The sequence below is a fragment of the Pseudothauera nasutitermitis genome (assembly GCF_004801295.1).
Classification (GTDB): domain Bacteria; phylum Pseudomonadota; class Gammaproteobacteria; order Burkholderiales; family Rhodocyclaceae; genus Pseudothauera; species Pseudothauera nasutitermitis.
Map to the genome: position 1 here is coordinate 126,838 of NZ_SSOC01000006.1, position 15,205 is coordinate 142,042.

Sequence of the window (15,205 nt, forward strand, 5' to 3'; positions counted from 1 at the left end):
ACCGGATGAAGGTGCTATCCTTGCAGCCCGTTTCCGTCCGATGGTCGGGCGCCCATGCGCCTCGCGGACGAAGGCAAACGATCCGAACGTACAGGTCTGAGCGTGGTTCTCCCCTTCTTCGGCAAAAAACCAGCCCCCGGACAAGGCGACGCGGCTCCCCGCGACGCCGGTGGCGGGCGTGGCGACGACGATGATGTGCCGCCCCCGCAGTCGACAGAGTTGTCCACGCTGAATTTCGCCGGGGGCGATGCGTCCCATGCGCTCGCGCGCTGCGCGGGCCAGGTCGAAGTGCAGGAAATGGATTCCGGCGCCGGCGCGGTGTATGAGGAAGCCGCCGTGCTGTACGCCAACGGCAACGTGGGCGATGCCGAGAAGGTGCTCGACGCGGTGCTGGAAGACCCGGCGGCCAACGCCGGGGACGGGCTGTGGATGATGCTGCTCGATCTCTACCGGCTGACCGGCCAGCGCCAGCGCTTCGAATCGCGCGTGCTCGACTACGCCACCCGTTTCGAGCGGTCCCCGCCGCCGTGGGAAGACCTTTCCAGCCAAGCCGCGCGCCCGCGCGGCGACATCGCCCCGCTGGTCAACCTGTCCGGCAATCTCAACGGGCAGGCCACCGCACAGTTCCAGCAGGTCACCGTGATCGGCCGCAAGAGCGGGGCGATCCGCATCGACCTGAACCGCCTGCGTTCGGTGGATGACGCCGGCTGTGCGCTGTTCATGGGCCTGCTGCGCCAGTTGGCCGCCGACCGCGTCAAGGTTTCGGTGCTCAACGCCCGCCAGCTGGTGAATATGCTGGCCGGCCAGGTGGCGCCGGGGCGCGCGGAAAACCGCGATGCCTGGTTGTTGCTGCTGGAGATGCTGCAGTACAGCGGCGAGCAGGAACGCTTCGAGGAACTGGCGGTGGATTACGCCGTCACCTTCGAGGAGTCGCCGCCTTCCTGGGCGCCGCGCGAGCAGGCGGCGCTCACCGAGACCGCCATCGCCCGGCTGGACGCCAGCCTGCCCGGCGCCTTCCGCCTGGAGGGCGAAGTGGTCGGCTCCCAGGCCGAAGGGGTGCGCAAGCTGGCGGCTTTCGCCGCCGAGCGTCAGAATGTGGACGTGGACTGTAGCCAGCTGCGCCGCATCGACTTCGTCAACGCGGGCACCCTGTTCAACATCCTCGCCACGCTGCAGGCCGAGGGCAAGAAGGTGACCCTGCGCAACGTCAATGCGATGGTCGGCGCCTTGCTGCGGGTCATGGGCGTGGACCAGGTCTCGCAGATCATGCTGCGTGGCTGATCGCGGCGCGCGCCTCCGGGGGAGGCGCGGGCGGCACGGCGCCTTTCCGCGCAAGGTGGAAAGGGCTTCAACCGGGGCCGTCGGCCCCGACGGGAATCGAATACATGGAACAATATCGCGGCACCACCATCCTCTCGGTGCGGCGCGGAGAACGCGTCGCGCTGGGCGGGGACGGCCAGGTCACCCTCGGCAACATCGTCATCAAGGCCAGCGCGCGCAAGGTGCGCCGCCTGTACCAGGAGCGCATCCTGGCCGGCTTTGCCGGCGGCACGGCGGACGCCTTCACGCTGTTCGAGCGTTTCGAGGCCAAGCTGGAGAAGCACCAGGGCAACCTGCTGCGCAGCGCGGTGGAACTGGCCAAGGACTGGCGCACCGACCGCATGCTGCGCCGCCTGGAGGCCATGCTGGCGGTGGCCGACCGCGAGCATTCGCTGGTGATCACCGGCAACGGCGACGTGCTGGAGCCGGAGCAGGGCATCGTCGCCATCGGCAGCGGCGGCGCCTACGCCCAGGCGGCGGCGCGCGCGCTGCTGGAGAACACCGAGCTGGAGCCGGAGGCCATCGTGCGCAAGTCGCTGGGCATCGCCGCCGACCTGTGCATCTACACCAACCACAATCACATCGTCGAAACGCTCGATTGAGGCGCCGGAGAACGCACCGATGACCCAGATGACCCCGCCGGAGATCGTCTCCGAACTCGACAAGCACATCGTCGGCCAGGCGCGCGCCAAGAAGGCCGTGGCCATCGCGCTGCGCAACCGCTGGCGGCGCGCCCAGGTGGCCGAGCCGCTGCGCGCCGAGATCACCCCCAAGAACATTCTGATGATCGGTCCCACCGGCGTGGGCAAGACCGAGATCGCCCGCCGCCTGGCGCGTCTGGCGAATGCGCCGTTCATCAAGATCGAGGCGACCAAGTTCACCGAAGTGGGCTATGTTGGCCGCGATGTGGACACCATCATCCGCGATCTGGTGGAGATCGCCGTGAAGGACGGGCGCGAGCGCGCGATGCGCCTGGTACGCGACCGCGCGCTGGATGCCGCCGAGGACCGCGTGCTCGACGCCCTGCTGCCGCCGGCCCGCCCGGTGGGCTTCAATGCCGAGCCCGAGCCCACGCCGGATAACGCCACGCGGCAGAAATTCCGCAAGAAGCTGCGCGAGGGCGAGCTGGACGACAAGGAAATCGAGCTGGAAGTGGCGGCGCCCTCGATGCAGGCGGAAATCTTCGCGCCGCCGGGCATGGAGGAGCTCACCCAGCAGATCCAGGGCATGTTCCAGAACATGGGCGGCGGCAGGAAGAAGCTGCGCAAGCTGAAGATCGCCGAAGCCATGAAGCTGCTCGCCGACGAGGAGGCCGCGCGCCTGATCAACGACGAGGAAGTGAAGGCCGGCGCGGTGCGTGCGGTGGAGCAGAACGGCATCGTGTTCCTCGACGAGATCGACAAGATTGCCGCGCGCAGCGACGTGCAGGGCGCCGACGTGTCGCGCCAGGGCGTGCAGCGCGACCTGCTGCCGCTGGTCGAGGGCACCACGGTGTCCACCAAGTACGGCATGATCCGTACCGACCACATCCTGTTCATCGCCAGCGGCGCCTTCCACCTCGCCAAACCCTCGGACCTGATCCCCGAACTGCAGGGCCGCTTCCCGATCCGCGTGGAACTGGAGTCGCTGTCGGTGGACGACTTCGAGCGCATCCTCACGCAGACCGACGCCTGCCTGACGCGCCAGTACCAGGCCCTGCTGGAAACCGACGGCGTGCGCCTGGCGTTCGCCCCCGAAGGCATCCGCCGCCTGGCGGACATCGCCTTCCAGGTGAACGAGCGCACCGAGAACATCGGCGCGCGCCGCCTGTACACGGTGATGGAAAAGCTGCTGGAAGAGGTCTCCTTCGACGCCGGCAAGGCCGGGCTGGATCATGTGCACATCGACGCGGCCTATGTCGATGCGCGTCTGGAAATGCTCGCCCAGCGCGAGGATCTCGCCCGCTACGTGCTCTGAGCGCCGGCTGCGTGCGCGCTTTGTATCGGTCGGCGCGCGCGCAACTGTCTAGGGAAAGGGCGCGGCGCGGGCCGCTACACTGCGCGGGTCGTTCGTTGCCGGGCTGTCGCCGTCCATGCTGATCCGCATCGTCTCCATCCTCTTCCCGCTGTTCGCCATCACCGCGCTCGGCTACTTCGTCGGCAAGCGCCTCAAGCCGGACCTGTCGCACGCCAACAAGCTGAACATGGACGTGTTCGTGCCGGCGCTGGTGTTCGCCGCGCTGGCCAACAAGGAATTCCACATCTCCGAATTCGTGCCCCTGTCCATCGCCACGCTGGTGGTGGTGCTGGGCTCGGGCGCGGCCGGCTGGCTGCTGGCGCGCGCCGCGCGCGTGGAGGTGCGCACCCTGGTGCCGCCGATGATGTTCAACAACTGCGGCAACCTCGGCCTGCCGCTGGCGGTGCTGGCCTTCGGCGACATCGCACTGGCGCCGGCGGTGGTGATGTTCATGGTCTCCAACCTGCTGCACTTCTCCTTCGGCGCATGGATGCTGGACCACCGCATCAAGCTGTGGACGGTGTGGAAGGTGCCCTCGGTGCTGGCCACGCTGAGCGGCCTGGCCGTGGGCATCGCCGGGGTGGAGGTGTGGCCGCCGCTGATGATCGCCATCAAGATGCTCGGCGACATCTCCATTCCGCTGATGCTGTTCGCCCTCGGCGTGCGGCTGACCGATTCGCGCATCACCTCGGTGGGGCTGGGCGTGTTCGCCGCCGTCGCCCGGCCGCTCGCCGGCATGCTGCTGGCGCTCGCGGTGATCCAGGTGATTCCCCTGCCGCCGCGCGAGCAGGCCCTGCTGCTGGTGTTTGGCGCGCTGCCGCCGGCAGTGCTCAACTACATCTTCGCTGAGCGTTACCACCAGGAGCCGGACAAGGTGGCTTCGATGGTGCTGATCGGCAACGTCGCCGCGCTGATCTTCCTGCCGGTGGCGCTGGCCATGGGGCTCTGAGGCTCAGATGAGGATGTAGCGGTGCGCGAGGCTCTCGCGCCCGACCGCGGCGAGCGCTTCCGCGCGGGCGAAGCGGATCAGGCAGAGCGGCCAGCGCCGCCGGTCCGCGCCGACCAGCGCGGGGAGTTCGAGTTTCTGCAGGCCGCGCTGGCCGGGGTCGTCGAGCGGCATCACCACGGTGGCATCCTCGTGCCCCATTTCCAGGCGCAGGTGCTGCTGCGGGGCGTTCAGCCAGTCGATCAGGCTGTCGAGCAGGCCGGCGGGGCTGAGGTCTGTGGCCAGCATGTCGAGCGCGCCGTCGTCCTCCCCGGCGCTTTCCGCTCCGGTGGCGGTTTCGCGCAGCAAGGCGCGTTCGCTGTGCATCAGCTTTTCGCAGCGGCGCAGGTTCTGCACCTGGTTGAGAAAACCGTGGCGCAGGCTGTCGAAGGCGGCCGTGGCGAATCGCCGGCGTACCGCGTCCTCGCTGTTGCCGAGGCTGCGCAGGGTGTGGTCGGCGAAGCGCGGCTTGCGCCATCCGCGCGGCAGTTCCGGGTTGCCGGCGGCGGTCACGCGCTGGCGCATGCCGAGCAGGGCGTAGATTTCCCCGTTGCCGGCGTCGGCGAATTCGTGGATGCGGTCGCGCACCTCGATGCTGCGGCCCATGGCGATGCCGATGTCCTCGCGCTGGGGGAACAGGGCGTTCAGCAAGGGGTTGCTGCCGTGCTGGCTGCGGCTGACCACGTACGGGCCGGGTATGCCGGCCGCCAGATGGGCGCAGTAGTCGTGGGCATGCTGCGCGGCCGGCTCCAGCCGGGCGCGGTAGCCGGGCAGGGCGGCGATCCGGGGTTCGAGGATTTCGATGAAGCGGTCCATGTGCCAGGCCACGTCCGCTTCCGTCGGCCGGGAGCCGAGCAGGGTACGCAACTTGCCGATCATGTTCATGCGAGGGGTTTCCGGTTGCACGCCGGCGGATATGCTGGCGCGTGAATGTTGCCGGCATGGTGCGCCAGCCGTGCGGTGGCGTAAAGCCGGCGGCGCGGCGCTTCAGCCCTCGCGGAAGCGGTCGATGCGGCGGCGGTCGCGCTTGGTCGGGCGGCCGTGCAGGTCGGCGCCGGGCGGCGGGGCGACGCGCCGCTGTTCGCGCTGGAGCTCGCGCCGCGACAGGCTTTCCGCGCTTTCTTCGTACAGGGTCTGCGCCACGCTGGCGGGGCCGCGCTTTTCCGCGATGGCACGCACGGTGACGGTGAAGCGCTGCTCGCCCACGGTGATGTCCACCGTGTCGCCCGGCTTCACGCCGCGCGCGGGCTTCACCGCCTGGCCGTTCAGGTGCACTTTTCCGCCCTCCACGGCCTCGGTGGCGCCGCTGCGGTGCTTGAAGAAGCGCGCGGCCCACAGCCATTTGTCGAGGCGGGTGCCGGTGGATTCGGTCATGACTCGTTGAAACTTCCGCTCAGGGGTTGCCAGCGCCATGATACCTGCGCCCAGCGCCGCATCGGTGGGCCTGTGCAGGGAAGGTGGCCGGCCGTGTCTGTGCGGGGTCAGGCGGTGTCGTGGGGCGCGCCGTCCAGCCGCAGCACCGCGCGCAGCACCACGCGCAGCACCACGCGCGAATCCGCCCAGGGCTGGATCTCGAAGCCCAGCCGGCGGGCACAGGCGAGCATGCGCTGGTTGGTCGCCAGCACCCGCCCGGTCATGGTGCGCAGGCCGCGCCGGCGCGCGTCGTCCGCGAGTGCCGCGATCAGCCTGCGGCCCATGCCGCGGCCTTGCCAGGCATCGGCCACCACCAGCGCGAGTTCGCAGCCGTCGTCCGCATCGACGCAGTAGCCGGCGAGCCCCACCGCGGCCGTGCCGGTGTCGCCCTCGCAGGTGAGGATGTAGGCGACGCCTTCGCGCGGGTCCGGGCTGCACAGGCTGGCGATTTCGGCTTCGCCGAGCACGGCGTCGCCATGGCCGAAGCGGAAGTAGCGCGAGCCGTACGACAGATCCCGCAGGAATCGACCCAGCAGGGCCGTATCGGAAGCCGCTTCCGTCCGGCGCAGGGACCATGTACAGGCGGCCTCGCCGGGTTGCCGCCACATGCCGCGGCCGTCCGTTGTGGACAACTGTTCCGCAATCCCTCTCACGCGCTCCCCTTTCCGGATGTTCCCGCACCGCGGGCCAGGATGGGTGCAACGCTAGCAAGGGGGGATGTCGAGCATATTGCAGAAGGATGCGGGGGGCGGCGTGTTCAGGCGATCATGCCGGCGCCCACGGTGTTGTTGGTGCTTTCGTCGATGACGATGAAGGCGCCGGTGGCGCGGTTGTCGGCATAGGCGTCGGCGACGATGGGCTGGGCGAGCTTGAGGGTGACGCGGGCGATGTCGTTCATCGCCAGTTGCGCGGCCGGCTCGTGCGCCAGGGTGTTTACGTCCACGCGGTGGGCGATCTGCGCCACCTTGGCCTTCACCTCGCGCGTGGTGTGGCGCACGAGGTAGGTGCGCGCCGGCGACAGCGGGGCTTCCGACAGCCAGCATAACGTGGCGTCGATCTGCTTGACTGGCTCGGGCGCCTCGGCGGCCTTGACGATCAGGTCGCCGCGCGAGATGTCGATTTCGTCTTCCAGCAGCAGCGTCACTGACTGCTCGTGGATGGCGCGCTCCAGCCGCGCACCGCCCAGCTCGATGGCCTTGACCCGGCTGGTGGCGCCGGAAGGCAGCACGCTGACTGCGTCGCCCACGGCGATCTCGCCGGATTCCACCCGGCCCATGAAGCCGCGGTAGTCGTGCAGTTCGGGGTTGGCGGCATCCTGCGGGCGGCACACGTACTGCACCGGGAAGCGGAAATCCTCGGCGCGTTCGGTGTGCGCGGCCGGAGCGGCTTCGAGGATCTCCAGCAGGGTGGGGCCGGCGTACCAGCCCAGCCGGCTGCCGCGGTCCACGATCATGTCGCCGTTGAGCGCAGAGATGGGGATAAAGCGCACGTCGCGGATGCCCAGCTTGTCCGCGAAGGCCAGGTAGTCGGCGCGGATGCGCTCGAACACGGCCTGGTCATAGTCCACCAGATCCATCTTGTTCACCGCCACCAGCAGATGCGGGATGCCCACCAGGCTGGCCAGGTAGGAATGCCGGCGGGTCTGGGTGAGCACGCCCTTGCGCGCATCCACCAGGATGATCGCCAGGTTGGCGGTGGACGCGGCGGTGACCATGTTGCGGGTGTACTGCTCGTGGCCCGGCGCGTCGGCAATGATGTATTTGCGCGTGCCGGTGGAGAAGTAGCGGTAGGCCACGTCGATGGTGATGCCCTGTTCGCGCTCGGCCTGCAGGCCGTCGGTGAGGAGCGACAGGTCCACCGCGCTCATGCCGCGCCGCGCGGAGGTGCGCTCGATGGCGTTGAGGGTGTCGGCGAGGATGGTCTTGCTGTCGAACAGCAGACGGCCGATGAGCGTGCTTTTGCCGTCATCCACGCTGCCGCAGGTGAGGAAGCGCAGCAGGCCGTTGTCGATGTCGGGCAGGTGTTCGGGGGCGGACATGGTCGGTTTTCCTAAGGTTCTTGCGGTTCGGGGCGGCTCGGGCGGGCTTAGAAATAGCCTTCCTTCTTGCGCTGCTCCATCGAGGCTTCCGAGGTCTGGTCGTCCATGCGCGTGGCGCCGCGTTCGGTGATCGTGGTGGTGGCGGTTTCCAGCAGGATCTTGTCCACCGTGTCGGCGTCGGACTCCACCGGCGCGGTGCAGGTGATGTCGCCCACGGTGCGGAAGCGCACCTGCACGTCCTCGACCCGGTCGTCGGGCTGGGCCGGGGTGATCGGGGTCACCGGCTGCAGCAGACCGTTCCTGCGCACCACCGGGCGAACGTGGGCGAAGTAGATGCTGGGCAGTTCGAGCTGTTCGCGGGCGATGTACTGCCACACGTCCAGTTCCGTCCAGTTGCTGATCGGGAAGGCGCGGATGTTCTCGCCCTTGTGGCTGCGTGCGTTGTACAGGTTCCACAGTTCCGGGCGCTGGTTCTTCGGGTCCCATTGGCCGAATTCGTCGCGGAAGCTCATGATGCGCTCCTTGGCGCGCGCCTTTTCCTCGTCGCGCCGCGCGCCGCCGATGCAGGCATCGAAACCGAATTCCTCGATGGCTTCCAGCAGGGTCACCGACTGGTGCTTGTTGCGCGATTCGCCCGCGTGCTTGAGCACCACGGTGCCGCGCGCCATGGAATCTTCCACCGAGCGCACGATCAGCCGCTCGCCCAGTTCGGCGGCACGCTTGTCGCGGAATTCGGTGACCTCCGGGTAGTTGTGCCCGGTGTCGATGTGCAGCAGCGGAAAGGGGAAGCGCCCCGGGCGGAAGGCCTTCTCGGCCAGGCGCAGCAGGCAGATGGAATCCTTGCCGCCGGAGAACAGCAGCGCCGGGTTGGCGCACTGGCCGGCCACCTCGCGCAGGATGTGGATGGCCTCGGCTTCCAGCCAGTCGAGGTGGGAAAGAGTCTGTTTGGTCAGCGTGGACATGGTGTTCTCTGCGGCTCGGTTGTGTCGCGTATGCGTGCGCGACGGGCGGGATGCTCAGCCTTTCTTGACGTGCAGCCCGCATTCCTTCGATTCGGGGTTTTCCCACCACCAGCGTCCGGCGCGCACGTCCTCGCCGACGGAGATGGCGCGCGTACAGGGCGCGCAGCCGATGCTGGGGTAGAACTGGTCGTGCAGGGCGTTGTAGGGCACCTCGCGCAGGCGGATGTAGGCCCATACCTCCGCCTCGCTCCAGTCGGCCAGCGGGTTGAGCTTGTGCAGGCCGTTGCCGGCGTCGAACTCGCGTGTGGCGAGGCCCGAGCGGGTCACCGACTGGGCGGCGCGCAGGCCGGTGATCCAGGCCTTCTTGCCGGCCAGCGCGCGGGACAGCGGCGCCATCTTGCGCACGCCGCAGCAGGCCTTGCGCAGTTCGACGCTGTCGTAGAAGGCGTTGATGCCGTGCGTGCGCACGTAGTTTTCCACCGCCGTGGCGTCGGGGAAGTACACCTGCAGCCGGGTGGCGTAGCGCTTTTCCACCTGCTCGATCAGCGTGTAGGTCTCGGCCGGCAGGCGGCCGGTGTCGAGCGAGAAGATCTCGACGGGCAGGGCATTGGCGAGGATCAGGTCGGTGAGCACCATGTCCTCGGCGCCGAAGCTGTTGGCGAAGGTGAGTTCGCCCTGGGTGCCGAATTCGGCCACCGCCTCGCGCAGCAGGGCCAGCGCGGCGGCGGTCCTGGCTTCCACGCTGGCGCGCAGCGCGTCGGTGAGCGTCGGGCGGGTTGCCGGGTTGCCGGCCGCCGGGCGTAGTGGCGAGACGGTGCTCATGCCGGCGCCCCGCGCTGCGCGCGGCGGAACAGTGGTTCGCGGTCCACGGCGCCCTGGTAGGGCTCGCTGAAATCCCGCAGGCTGGCCAGCGCGGCGCGCAACTGCTCGGCGCTGTACCTGCCGGAGGGCGGCTGGAACACGTCGAAGCCGCAGCGCGCGTAGAAGAAGAACTGGTCGCGCAGCACGTTGCCGATGGCGCGCAGTTCGCCGCCATAGCCCAGCCGGCTGCGCAGCAGGGTGGCGATGGAATAGCCGCGCCCGTCGGCGAACTTGGGGAAATCCACGGCGATCAGCGCCAGGCGGGTGAAGTCGCCGGCCAGTTCGGCGGGGTCTTCGTCGCCGGCCAGCCAGACACCCAGCACGCCGGCCTCGGCGCGCGCGGCCAGCGCCTCGCGCTGCGCGCGCCACACGGCGAGCGGCACGATGCGGCGCCCGGCGGGCACGTCGACGGCGGCCGGATCCTGGCCCTCTTCCAGGCGCAGCACTTCCCAGTCGTCGGCATGGATGGCGCCGTTGCGGATGATCTCAGCCATGGGCCACCTTCCTTTGCTCCTGGCGGGCGCCGCGCTCGGCATACACCCGGGTCTTGAACGGTTCGGCGCCGGCGCGGCGCACGGTGTCGATGAAGCGCTCGCCGGGTTGGCGCAGCGCCACGTAGGTGTCGATCAGCGAACTCACCACGTCGGGCATTTCCTCGGCGGCGAAGGACGGGCCGATGACCTTGCCCAGCGCGGTATGGTTGCCCTGCTCGCCGCCGATGGTGACCTGGTACCACTCCTCGCCGTGCTTATCGACGCCGAGCACGCCGATGTGGCCGACGTGGTGGTGACCACAGGCGTTCATGCAGCCGGAGATGTTGAGTTCCAGATCGCCGATGTCGTGCAGGTAATCGAGATCGTCGAAACGCGCCTGGATGGCGTTGGCGATGGGGATCGACTTGGCATTGGCCAGATTGCAGAAGTCGCCCCCGGGACAGGAGATCACGTCGGTGAGCAGGCCGATGTTGGGGGTGGCCAGGCCGGCGTCGCGCAGCGTGCCCCACAGTTCGAACAGCGCGCGCTGCTCGACGTCGGCGAGCACCAGGTTCTGTTCGTGGGTCACGCGGATCTCGCCGAAGCTGTAGCGCTCGGCCAGATCGGCGACGAGGTCGAGCTGTTCGGCGGTGATGTCGCCGGGCGCCACGCCGGTGGGTTTGAGCGACAGCACCACGCTGGCGTAGCCGGGGCGCTTGTGGGCGCGCACGTTGCGCCGTGCCCAGGCGGCGAAGGGCTTGTTGCCGGCCTTGCGGGCCTCGAAGCCGGCGTCGGTGGCCGGCAGGTCGAGGTAGGTCGGGTCGATGAAATGGCCGGACACGCGGGCCACTTCGGCCTCGGTCAGTGTTGCCGGACCATCCTTCAGGTGGGCGAACTCGGCTTCCACCTGGCGGCTGAATTCCTCGACGCCCAGGGATTTCACCAGGATCTTGATGCGCGCCTTGTACATGTTGTCGCGCCGGCCGTGCAGGTTGTAGACCCGCAGGATGGCCTCGCAGTAGGACAGCAGGTGCTGCCAGGGCACGAAGGCGGCGACTTCCTCGCCGATGATCGGCGTGCGCCCCAGGCCGCCGCCCACCAGCACGCGGAAGCCCACCTCGCCGGCGGCATCGCGGACGAGGTCGAGGCCGATGTCGTGCGCCTGGATCACCGCACGATCCTCGGCCGCGCCATTCACGGCGATCTTGAACTTGCGCGGCAGGAAGGCGAATTCCGGGTGGAAGGTGCTCCACTGGCGGACGATTTCGCACCACGGGCGCGGGTCGATGCGCTCGTCGCCGGCCACCCCGGCAAAGGGGTCGGAGGTGGTGTTGCGGATGCAGTTGCCCGAGGTCTGGATGGCGTGCATCTGCACGGTGGCCAGCTCGGCGAGGATTTCCGGCACGACTTCCAGCGGCGGCCAGTTGAACTGCACGTTCTGCCGCGTGGTGAAGTGGGCGTAGCCGCGGTCGTAGGTACGCGCGATGTGCGCCAGCTTGCGCACCTGGGCGGCGCGCAGGTTGCCGTAGGGGATGGCGATGCGCAGCATCGGCGCGTGGCGCTGCACGTACAGGCCGTTCTGCAGGCGCAGCGGGCGGAACTCGTCCTCGCCCAGCTCGCCGGCCAGATAACGGCGCGTCTGCTCGCGGAACTGTGCGACGCGTTCGTCCACCAGGCGTTGATCGTATTCGTCGTACTGATACATCGCGGCTCTCTGTATGCCGGCGGGTTGAGCCGGGTTCTTGGGGATGGTGCGCCGCATCGTACGGGCGGGCGATAGGCGCAGGAAGCTGTTCTGCGTTAGACTCAAAGAACTTCTGGTTATTTATCGGTCGCCGCGATGAATCTTCAGCAATTGCGCTACGTGCATGAAGTGGCCCGCCACGGGCTCAACGTCTCCGAGGCGGCCGAGGCGCTGTTCACCTCGCAGCCGGGGGTGTCCAAGCAGATCCGCCAGTTCGAGTCCGAACTCGGGGTGGAGATCTTCGTGCGCCACGGCAAGCGTCTGGTGGATGTCACCGAGCCGGGCCGTGCGGTGCTGGAGATCGTCGGCCGCATGCTGCGCGACATGGAGAACCTGCGCCAGGTCGGCGAGGAGTTCAGCAACGAATCGGCCGGCAGCCTGTCCATCGCCACCACCCACACCCAGGCGCGCTATGCGCTGCCGGCGGTGATCCGCGACTTCATGCAGCGCTATCCGCAGGTCAAGCTCTCGCTGCACCAGGGCAGCCCGCGCCAGGTGTGCGAGATGGTGCTGTCCGGCGAGGCCGACATCGCCATCGCCACCGAGGCCATCGCCGAGTACGAAGAACTGGTCATGCTGCCCTGCCAGCAGTGGAACCGCTGCATCGTCGCCCCGCTGCGCCACCCCATCCTGCAGGCCAAGCCGCTCACGCTGGAAGAGATCGCGCGCTGGCCCATCGTCACCTACGACTTCGCCTTCACCGGGCGCAACCAGATCAACAAGGCCTTCCTCGGCCGCGGGCTGAAGCCCAACGTGGTGCTCACCGCCATCGACTCCGACGTCATCAAGACCTACGTGAGCATGGGCCTGGGCGTCGGCATCCTCGCCCGCATGGCCTACGACCCGGCGGTGGACAAGCACCTCGGCATGCTTGACGCCAGCCATCTGTTCGAGTCCAGCACCACCCGCATCGGCATCCCGCGCCGGGCGTGGCTGCGGGGCTATGTGTATGCCTTCATCGAGCAGTTCGCGCCGCATCTGTCGCGGCGCATCGTCGAGGCCGCGCTGGCGGGCGGGGGGACGGATCCGGGGCTGTGAGGGCGCCAAGGCCGCAGCTTTTCATCCTGGTTCCGGCGCTTCACCGCCACTTTTCCCGCCATGCCCGGTATTCCCCCGGCCGCAGCCGGTAGCGGGCGATGTTGCCCTCGTGCAGGCTCATCAGCTCGGTTTCGGCGATCTCGATGAAGCGCGGGCGATCCGGTTCCGGAATGTCGTTCGCGGCCCGCTGGCGGATGCGGGCGATGGCAGCCGCCTTGTCGAAACGGGCACGCACCACCTCGGCGACCGTCTCGCCAAGCAGGCGGCGGTAATGCAGGCGGAAAGGATCGGGCTCGCCCAGGGACTGGCGCACCGCAGAATAGCGCGCGCACGAACGCTTGTAGGCCCAGGCGAAAACGTCGCGCAGCAGTTCGATGCGATTCAGCTCGTAGATGCCCAGCGTGGCATCCACGTAGGTTTGCTGCGGTACATCGACGAAGGAAAGCGGGCACAGGTTGTGGCGGATCAGAGGGATGTTGGCCGCAAGACGCGAGACGCGCTTGTTCACATCCTCGAAGGGCTGCAAATAAGGCAGATGCACCATGACGAAGAAAGCCTGCTCGAAGGGTTCGGCAATGGCGGCCGCGGTGTCCAGCACCTGATCCAGGCACTCTTCGATGCGCTGTGGGCCTTCCAGCGGGTGGAACACCGTACCGCCGATGCCGACCGCGATGGTGCGCGGCCGGCCGCAGGCGGTGGGGTCGGCGAGCAGGTTGTCCGACAGCAGCGCGTGCAGGTTGAGGAGAGTGTAGCGGTCGAAGTCGATGTCGGCGGCGCCGTCCACCAGAAACTCGATGGCGCTCTTGTGGTTGAGGATCATCTGCGCCTCGAGGGCGCCCTTGCCGCCGGCCGTCTGGCCGGCCGCGAGCAGGAGCTCGGTTTCCAGCAGGGAGTAAGTGTTGCCTTCAAGGCGGCTGGAGTTCCACGACAGGTCGATCAGCAGGCGGTCGTAAATCTGGCGGGCGTAGGTGCCGGCGGGTGTTTCGGTCACGCTGGCCTGGCCGGCCGCGCGCAGCTCGTCGCACAGCTCGGGCGGCAGGTAGCGGGTGCGATTGGGCTGGTAGGCATCGAGGAAATCGCGCCGGTAGCCGACTGGCTGGCGCCGGCCGAGTGGCTGGCGGACGGCGGCTTCGACCTCGCGCGCGGCGAGCGAAAGCGGAATGACGACGGTGGCCTCCGCGACGCCGACGAAGTGGGCCGGTGGCACCGGGGCGGGTGCGTAGGCGAACATCCGTGCTTGATGGACGGCCGGAAAGTAGCGCCGGCCGCGTCGCTCCCCCTGCGCGCCCAGGCGGCCTTCCGCGACAAGCTGGGCGAGGCGCCGTTGCAGGGTGCGGCGCGGCGGTGCATCGGGCAGGGCGGCGGTAATGGCTTCGATGCTCGCCCCTTCGGGAAAGCGGCTGACCGCCGCGATGATGGCGGTGAGTTCGGCAGAGGCGGTGATGGAGGACATGGAGCATGCTGGCGCAAATTCGTTATGCGCCAATTTGCGCCAGTTTGGCGCAAATTGCAATCCGGGAACCTTATATGCGCCACCCACCTGGCGTCGAGGCGGCCGACGATGAGGCGTCGGAGCCGTCTTGAGCGTGCCGCCATGATTGTGGTCACGTGCGCTACAGGATAGCTTGTGCGCGAGTACTGCACCGGAGCGCCAAGGATGCCACCGCCGCCCGATTCACCGTCCGCCCGCTTCTCCGCCCTCGATCGCCTCGGCCTCAACCTCCACGCCGTTTTCGACGTGGACAGACTCCCCGCCGAACTGCTGGCTGACCTTCGCCGCCACTTCACCCCGGCGCACCCCGTCCGCCAGCTCATTCTCATCGGCAACGCCGGCCGCGCGTTGTGGGCCTCGGTGAAAGCCGCCGGGCTGGATTCAGCCGATCCCATCGACGATTTCAGCGTGCGTGCGGTTGCGCGGTGGTTCGCCGGGCAGTTGCCCGGCCACCGATACACCTTGCTGTACCCCGGCGACAGGCCCGTCGGCTTGCAGGCGCTCGGACAATTGGCCGGATGGCATCATGCCACACCCTTCATGGTAGGCATCCTGCCGGGGTGGGGGAGCTGGTTCGGCTACCGGGCGGCGCTACTGGCCGATACGAGCTTGCCGGTCACCGCGCCGCTGCGGGTGGAATCACCCTGTCTCGCCTGTGCGGCGCAACCCTGCATTGCCGCCTGTCCGGCACGGGCGATGGAGGGGGGCGGTTTTGTGCTGGAGAAGTGTCTGGCGTACCGGCGGCAGCCGGGTTCCCCGTGCCGGGCGCGCTGCCTCGCGCGCGATGCCTGTCCGGTGGGGCGGGCGCATCGCTACGACGAGGATCACATGCGCCACACCTACGAGCACTCGCTGCGGATGATCGAGCGCCACTTCTGAATCTC

General features: G+C 68.4%; 15 protein-coding genes. 6 read left to right on the top strand and 9 right to left on the bottom strand.

Annotation, left to right across the window (positions count from 1 at the left end):
* Positions 1-102 precede the first annotated feature (102 nt).
* The 4 genes from E6C76_RS16640 to E6C76_RS16655 all read left to right on the top strand — a co-directional run bounded on the left by E6C76_RS16640 (position 103) and on the right by E6C76_RS16655 (position 4,264).
* Positions 103-1,281, top strand: a complete 1,179-nt coding sequence (locus E6C76_RS16640) for an STAS domain-containing protein (protein WP_230976300.1) — start codon at positions 103-105, stop codon at positions 1,279-1,281.
* A 104-nt stretch (positions 1,282-1,385) separates the two neighbouring features.
* A complete protein-coding gene (gene hslV / locus E6C76_RS16645; protein WP_136349372.1) occupies positions 1,386-1,922 on the top strand; it encodes an ATP-dependent protease subunit HslV in 537 nt (178 codons plus the stop codon).
* 19 nt (positions 1,923-1,941) lie between these two features.
* Positions 1,942-3,276, top strand: coding sequence for an ATP-dependent protease ATPase subunit HslU (hslU, locus tag E6C76_RS16650; RefSeq protein ID WP_136349373.1), 1,335 nt, complete (start codon positions 1,942-1,944; stop codon positions 3,274-3,276).
* A 115-nt stretch (positions 3,277-3,391) separates the two neighbouring features.
* Complete coding sequence (locus E6C76_RS16655; RefSeq protein WP_136349374.1) at positions 3,392-4,264, top strand: AEC family transporter; 873 nt, start codon at positions 3,392-3,394, stop codon at positions 4,262-4,264.
* Positions 4,265-4,267: 3 nt separating this feature from the next.
* Here E6C76_RS16655 and E6C76_RS16660 read toward each other — a convergent pair whose 3' ends face one another.
* The 8 genes from E6C76_RS16660 to E6C76_RS16695 form a co-directional block, all read right to left on the bottom strand.
* On the bottom strand, positions 4,268-5,185 hold the full coding sequence (locus E6C76_RS16660; RefSeq protein ID WP_136349375.1) for a hypothetical protein: 918 nt from the start codon (positions 5,183-5,185) through the stop codon (positions 4,268-4,270).
* A 102-nt stretch (positions 5,186-5,287) separates the two neighbouring features.
* Positions 5,288-5,674: an RNA-binding S4 domain-containing protein gene (locus E6C76_RS16665; RefSeq protein WP_136349376.1), complete on the bottom strand. Its 387-nt coding sequence runs from the start codon at positions 5,672-5,674 to the stop codon at positions 5,288-5,290.
* Between the two features lie 107 nt (positions 5,675-5,781).
* The gene (locus tag E6C76_RS16670) at positions 5,782-6,321 is read right to left on the bottom strand and encodes a GNAT family N-acetyltransferase (protein ID WP_136349377.1); all 540 of its coding nucleotides are present in this window, start codon (positions 6,319-6,321) and stop codon (positions 5,782-5,784) included.
* 149 nt (positions 6,322-6,470) lie between these two features.
* On the bottom strand, positions 6,471-7,751 hold the full coding sequence (gene cysN / locus E6C76_RS16675) for a sulfate adenylyltransferase subunit CysN (RefSeq protein ID WP_136349378.1): 1,281 nt from the start codon (positions 7,749-7,751) through the stop codon (positions 6,471-6,473).
* Between the two features lie 47 nt (positions 7,752-7,798).
* Entirely contained in the window at positions 7,799-8,713 is a 915-nt protein-coding gene (cysD, locus tag E6C76_RS16680) for a sulfate adenylyltransferase subunit CysD (RefSeq protein ID WP_136349379.1), read from the bottom strand.
* A gap of 54 nt (positions 8,714-8,767) precedes the next feature.
* Entirely contained in the window at positions 8,768-9,535 is a 768-nt protein-coding gene (locus E6C76_RS16685; protein ID WP_136349380.1) for a phosphoadenylyl-sulfate reductase, read from the bottom strand.
* Entirely contained in the window at positions 9,532-10,068 is a 537-nt protein-coding gene (locus E6C76_RS16690) for a DUF934 domain-containing protein (protein WP_136349381.1), read from the bottom strand. Before E6C76_RS16690 ends, E6C76_RS16685 begins: the two co-directional genes overlap by 4 nt.
* Positions 10,061-11,752 carry a nitrite/sulfite reductase gene (locus E6C76_RS16695; RefSeq protein WP_136349382.1) on the bottom strand — a complete coding sequence of 564 codons (1,692 nt, stop codon included), beginning with the start codon at positions 11,750-11,752 and terminating at the stop codon, positions 10,061-10,063. The genes E6C76_RS16690 and E6C76_RS16695 overlap by 8 nt, the downstream gene beginning before the upstream one ends.
* Before the next feature lie 135 nt (positions 11,753-11,887).
* Between E6C76_RS16695 and cysB the strand changes: the two genes are divergently transcribed.
* A complete protein-coding gene (gene cysB, locus E6C76_RS16700) occupies positions 11,888-12,829 on the top strand; it encodes an HTH-type transcriptional regulator CysB (protein ID WP_136349383.1) in 942 nt (313 codons plus the stop codon).
* A 40-nt stretch (positions 12,830-12,869) separates the two neighbouring features.
* Here cysB and E6C76_RS16705 read toward each other — a convergent pair whose 3' ends face one another.
* Positions 12,870-14,282: a Fic family protein gene (locus E6C76_RS16705; RefSeq protein ID WP_136349384.1), complete on the bottom strand. Its 1,413-nt coding sequence runs from the start codon at positions 14,280-14,282 to the stop codon at positions 12,870-12,872.
* A 204-nt stretch (positions 14,283-14,486) separates the two neighbouring features.
* Here E6C76_RS16705 and E6C76_RS16710 point away from each other — a divergent pair, with 204 nt between their 5' ends.
* Complete coding sequence (locus E6C76_RS16710; RefSeq protein ID WP_136349385.1) at positions 14,487-15,200, top strand: hypothetical protein; 714 nt, start codon at positions 14,487-14,489, stop codon at positions 15,198-15,200.
* The last annotated feature ends 5 nt before the right edge of the window (positions 15,201-15,205 follow it).

Bases quoted from the DNA above. Each gene is read 5' to 3' on its own strand.
- E6C76_RS16670 (WP_136349377.1), bottom strand. From the start codon at position 6,321: ATGTGGCGGCAACCCGGCGAGGCCGCCTGTACATGGTCCCTGCGCCGG.
- E6C76_RS16705 (WP_136349384.1), bottom strand. From the start codon at position 14,282: ATGTCCTCCATCACCGCCTCTGCCGAACTCACCGCCATCATCGCGGCG.
- E6C76_RS16690 (WP_136349381.1), bottom strand. From the start codon at position 10,068: ATGGCTGAGATCATCCGCAACGGCGCCATCCATGCCGACGACTGGGAA.
- E6C76_RS16685 (WP_136349380.1), bottom strand. From the start codon at position 9,535: ATGAGCACCGTCTCGCCACTACGCCCGGCGGCCGGCAACCCGGCAACC.
- hslV (WP_136349372.1), top strand. From the start codon at position 1,386: ATGGAACAATATCGCGGCACCACCATCCTCTCGGTGCGGCGCGGAGAA.
- E6C76_RS16710 (WP_136349385.1), top strand. From the start codon at position 14,487: ATGCCACCGCCGCCCGATTCACCGTCCGCCCGCTTCTCCGCCCTCGAT.
- cysB (WP_136349383.1), top strand. From the start codon at position 11,888: ATGAATCTTCAGCAATTGCGCTACGTGCATGAAGTGGCCCGCCACGGG.
- E6C76_RS16660 (WP_136349375.1), bottom strand. From the start codon at position 5,185: ATGAACATGATCGGCAAGTTGCGTACCCTGCTCGGCTCCCGGCCGACG.
- E6C76_RS16665 (WP_136349376.1), bottom strand. From the start codon at position 5,674: ATGACCGAATCCACCGGCACCCGCCTCGACAAATGGCTGTGGGCCGCG.
- E6C76_RS16655 (WP_136349374.1), top strand. From the start codon at position 3,392: ATGCTGATCCGCATCGTCTCCATCCTCTTCCCGCTGTTCGCCATCACC.
- cysN (WP_136349378.1), bottom strand. From the start codon at position 7,751: ATGTCCGCCCCCGAACACCTGCCCGACATCGACAACGGCCTGCTGCGC.
- E6C76_RS16695 (WP_136349382.1), bottom strand. From the start codon at position 11,752: ATGTATCAGTACGACGAATACGATCAACGCCTGGTGGACGAACGCGTC.
- cysD (WP_136349379.1), bottom strand. From the start codon at position 8,713: ATGTCCACGCTGACCAAACAGACTCTTTCCCACCTCGACTGGCTGGAA.
- hslU (WP_136349373.1), top strand. From the start codon at position 1,942: ATGACCCAGATGACCCCGCCGGAGATCGTCTCCGAACTCGACAAGCAC.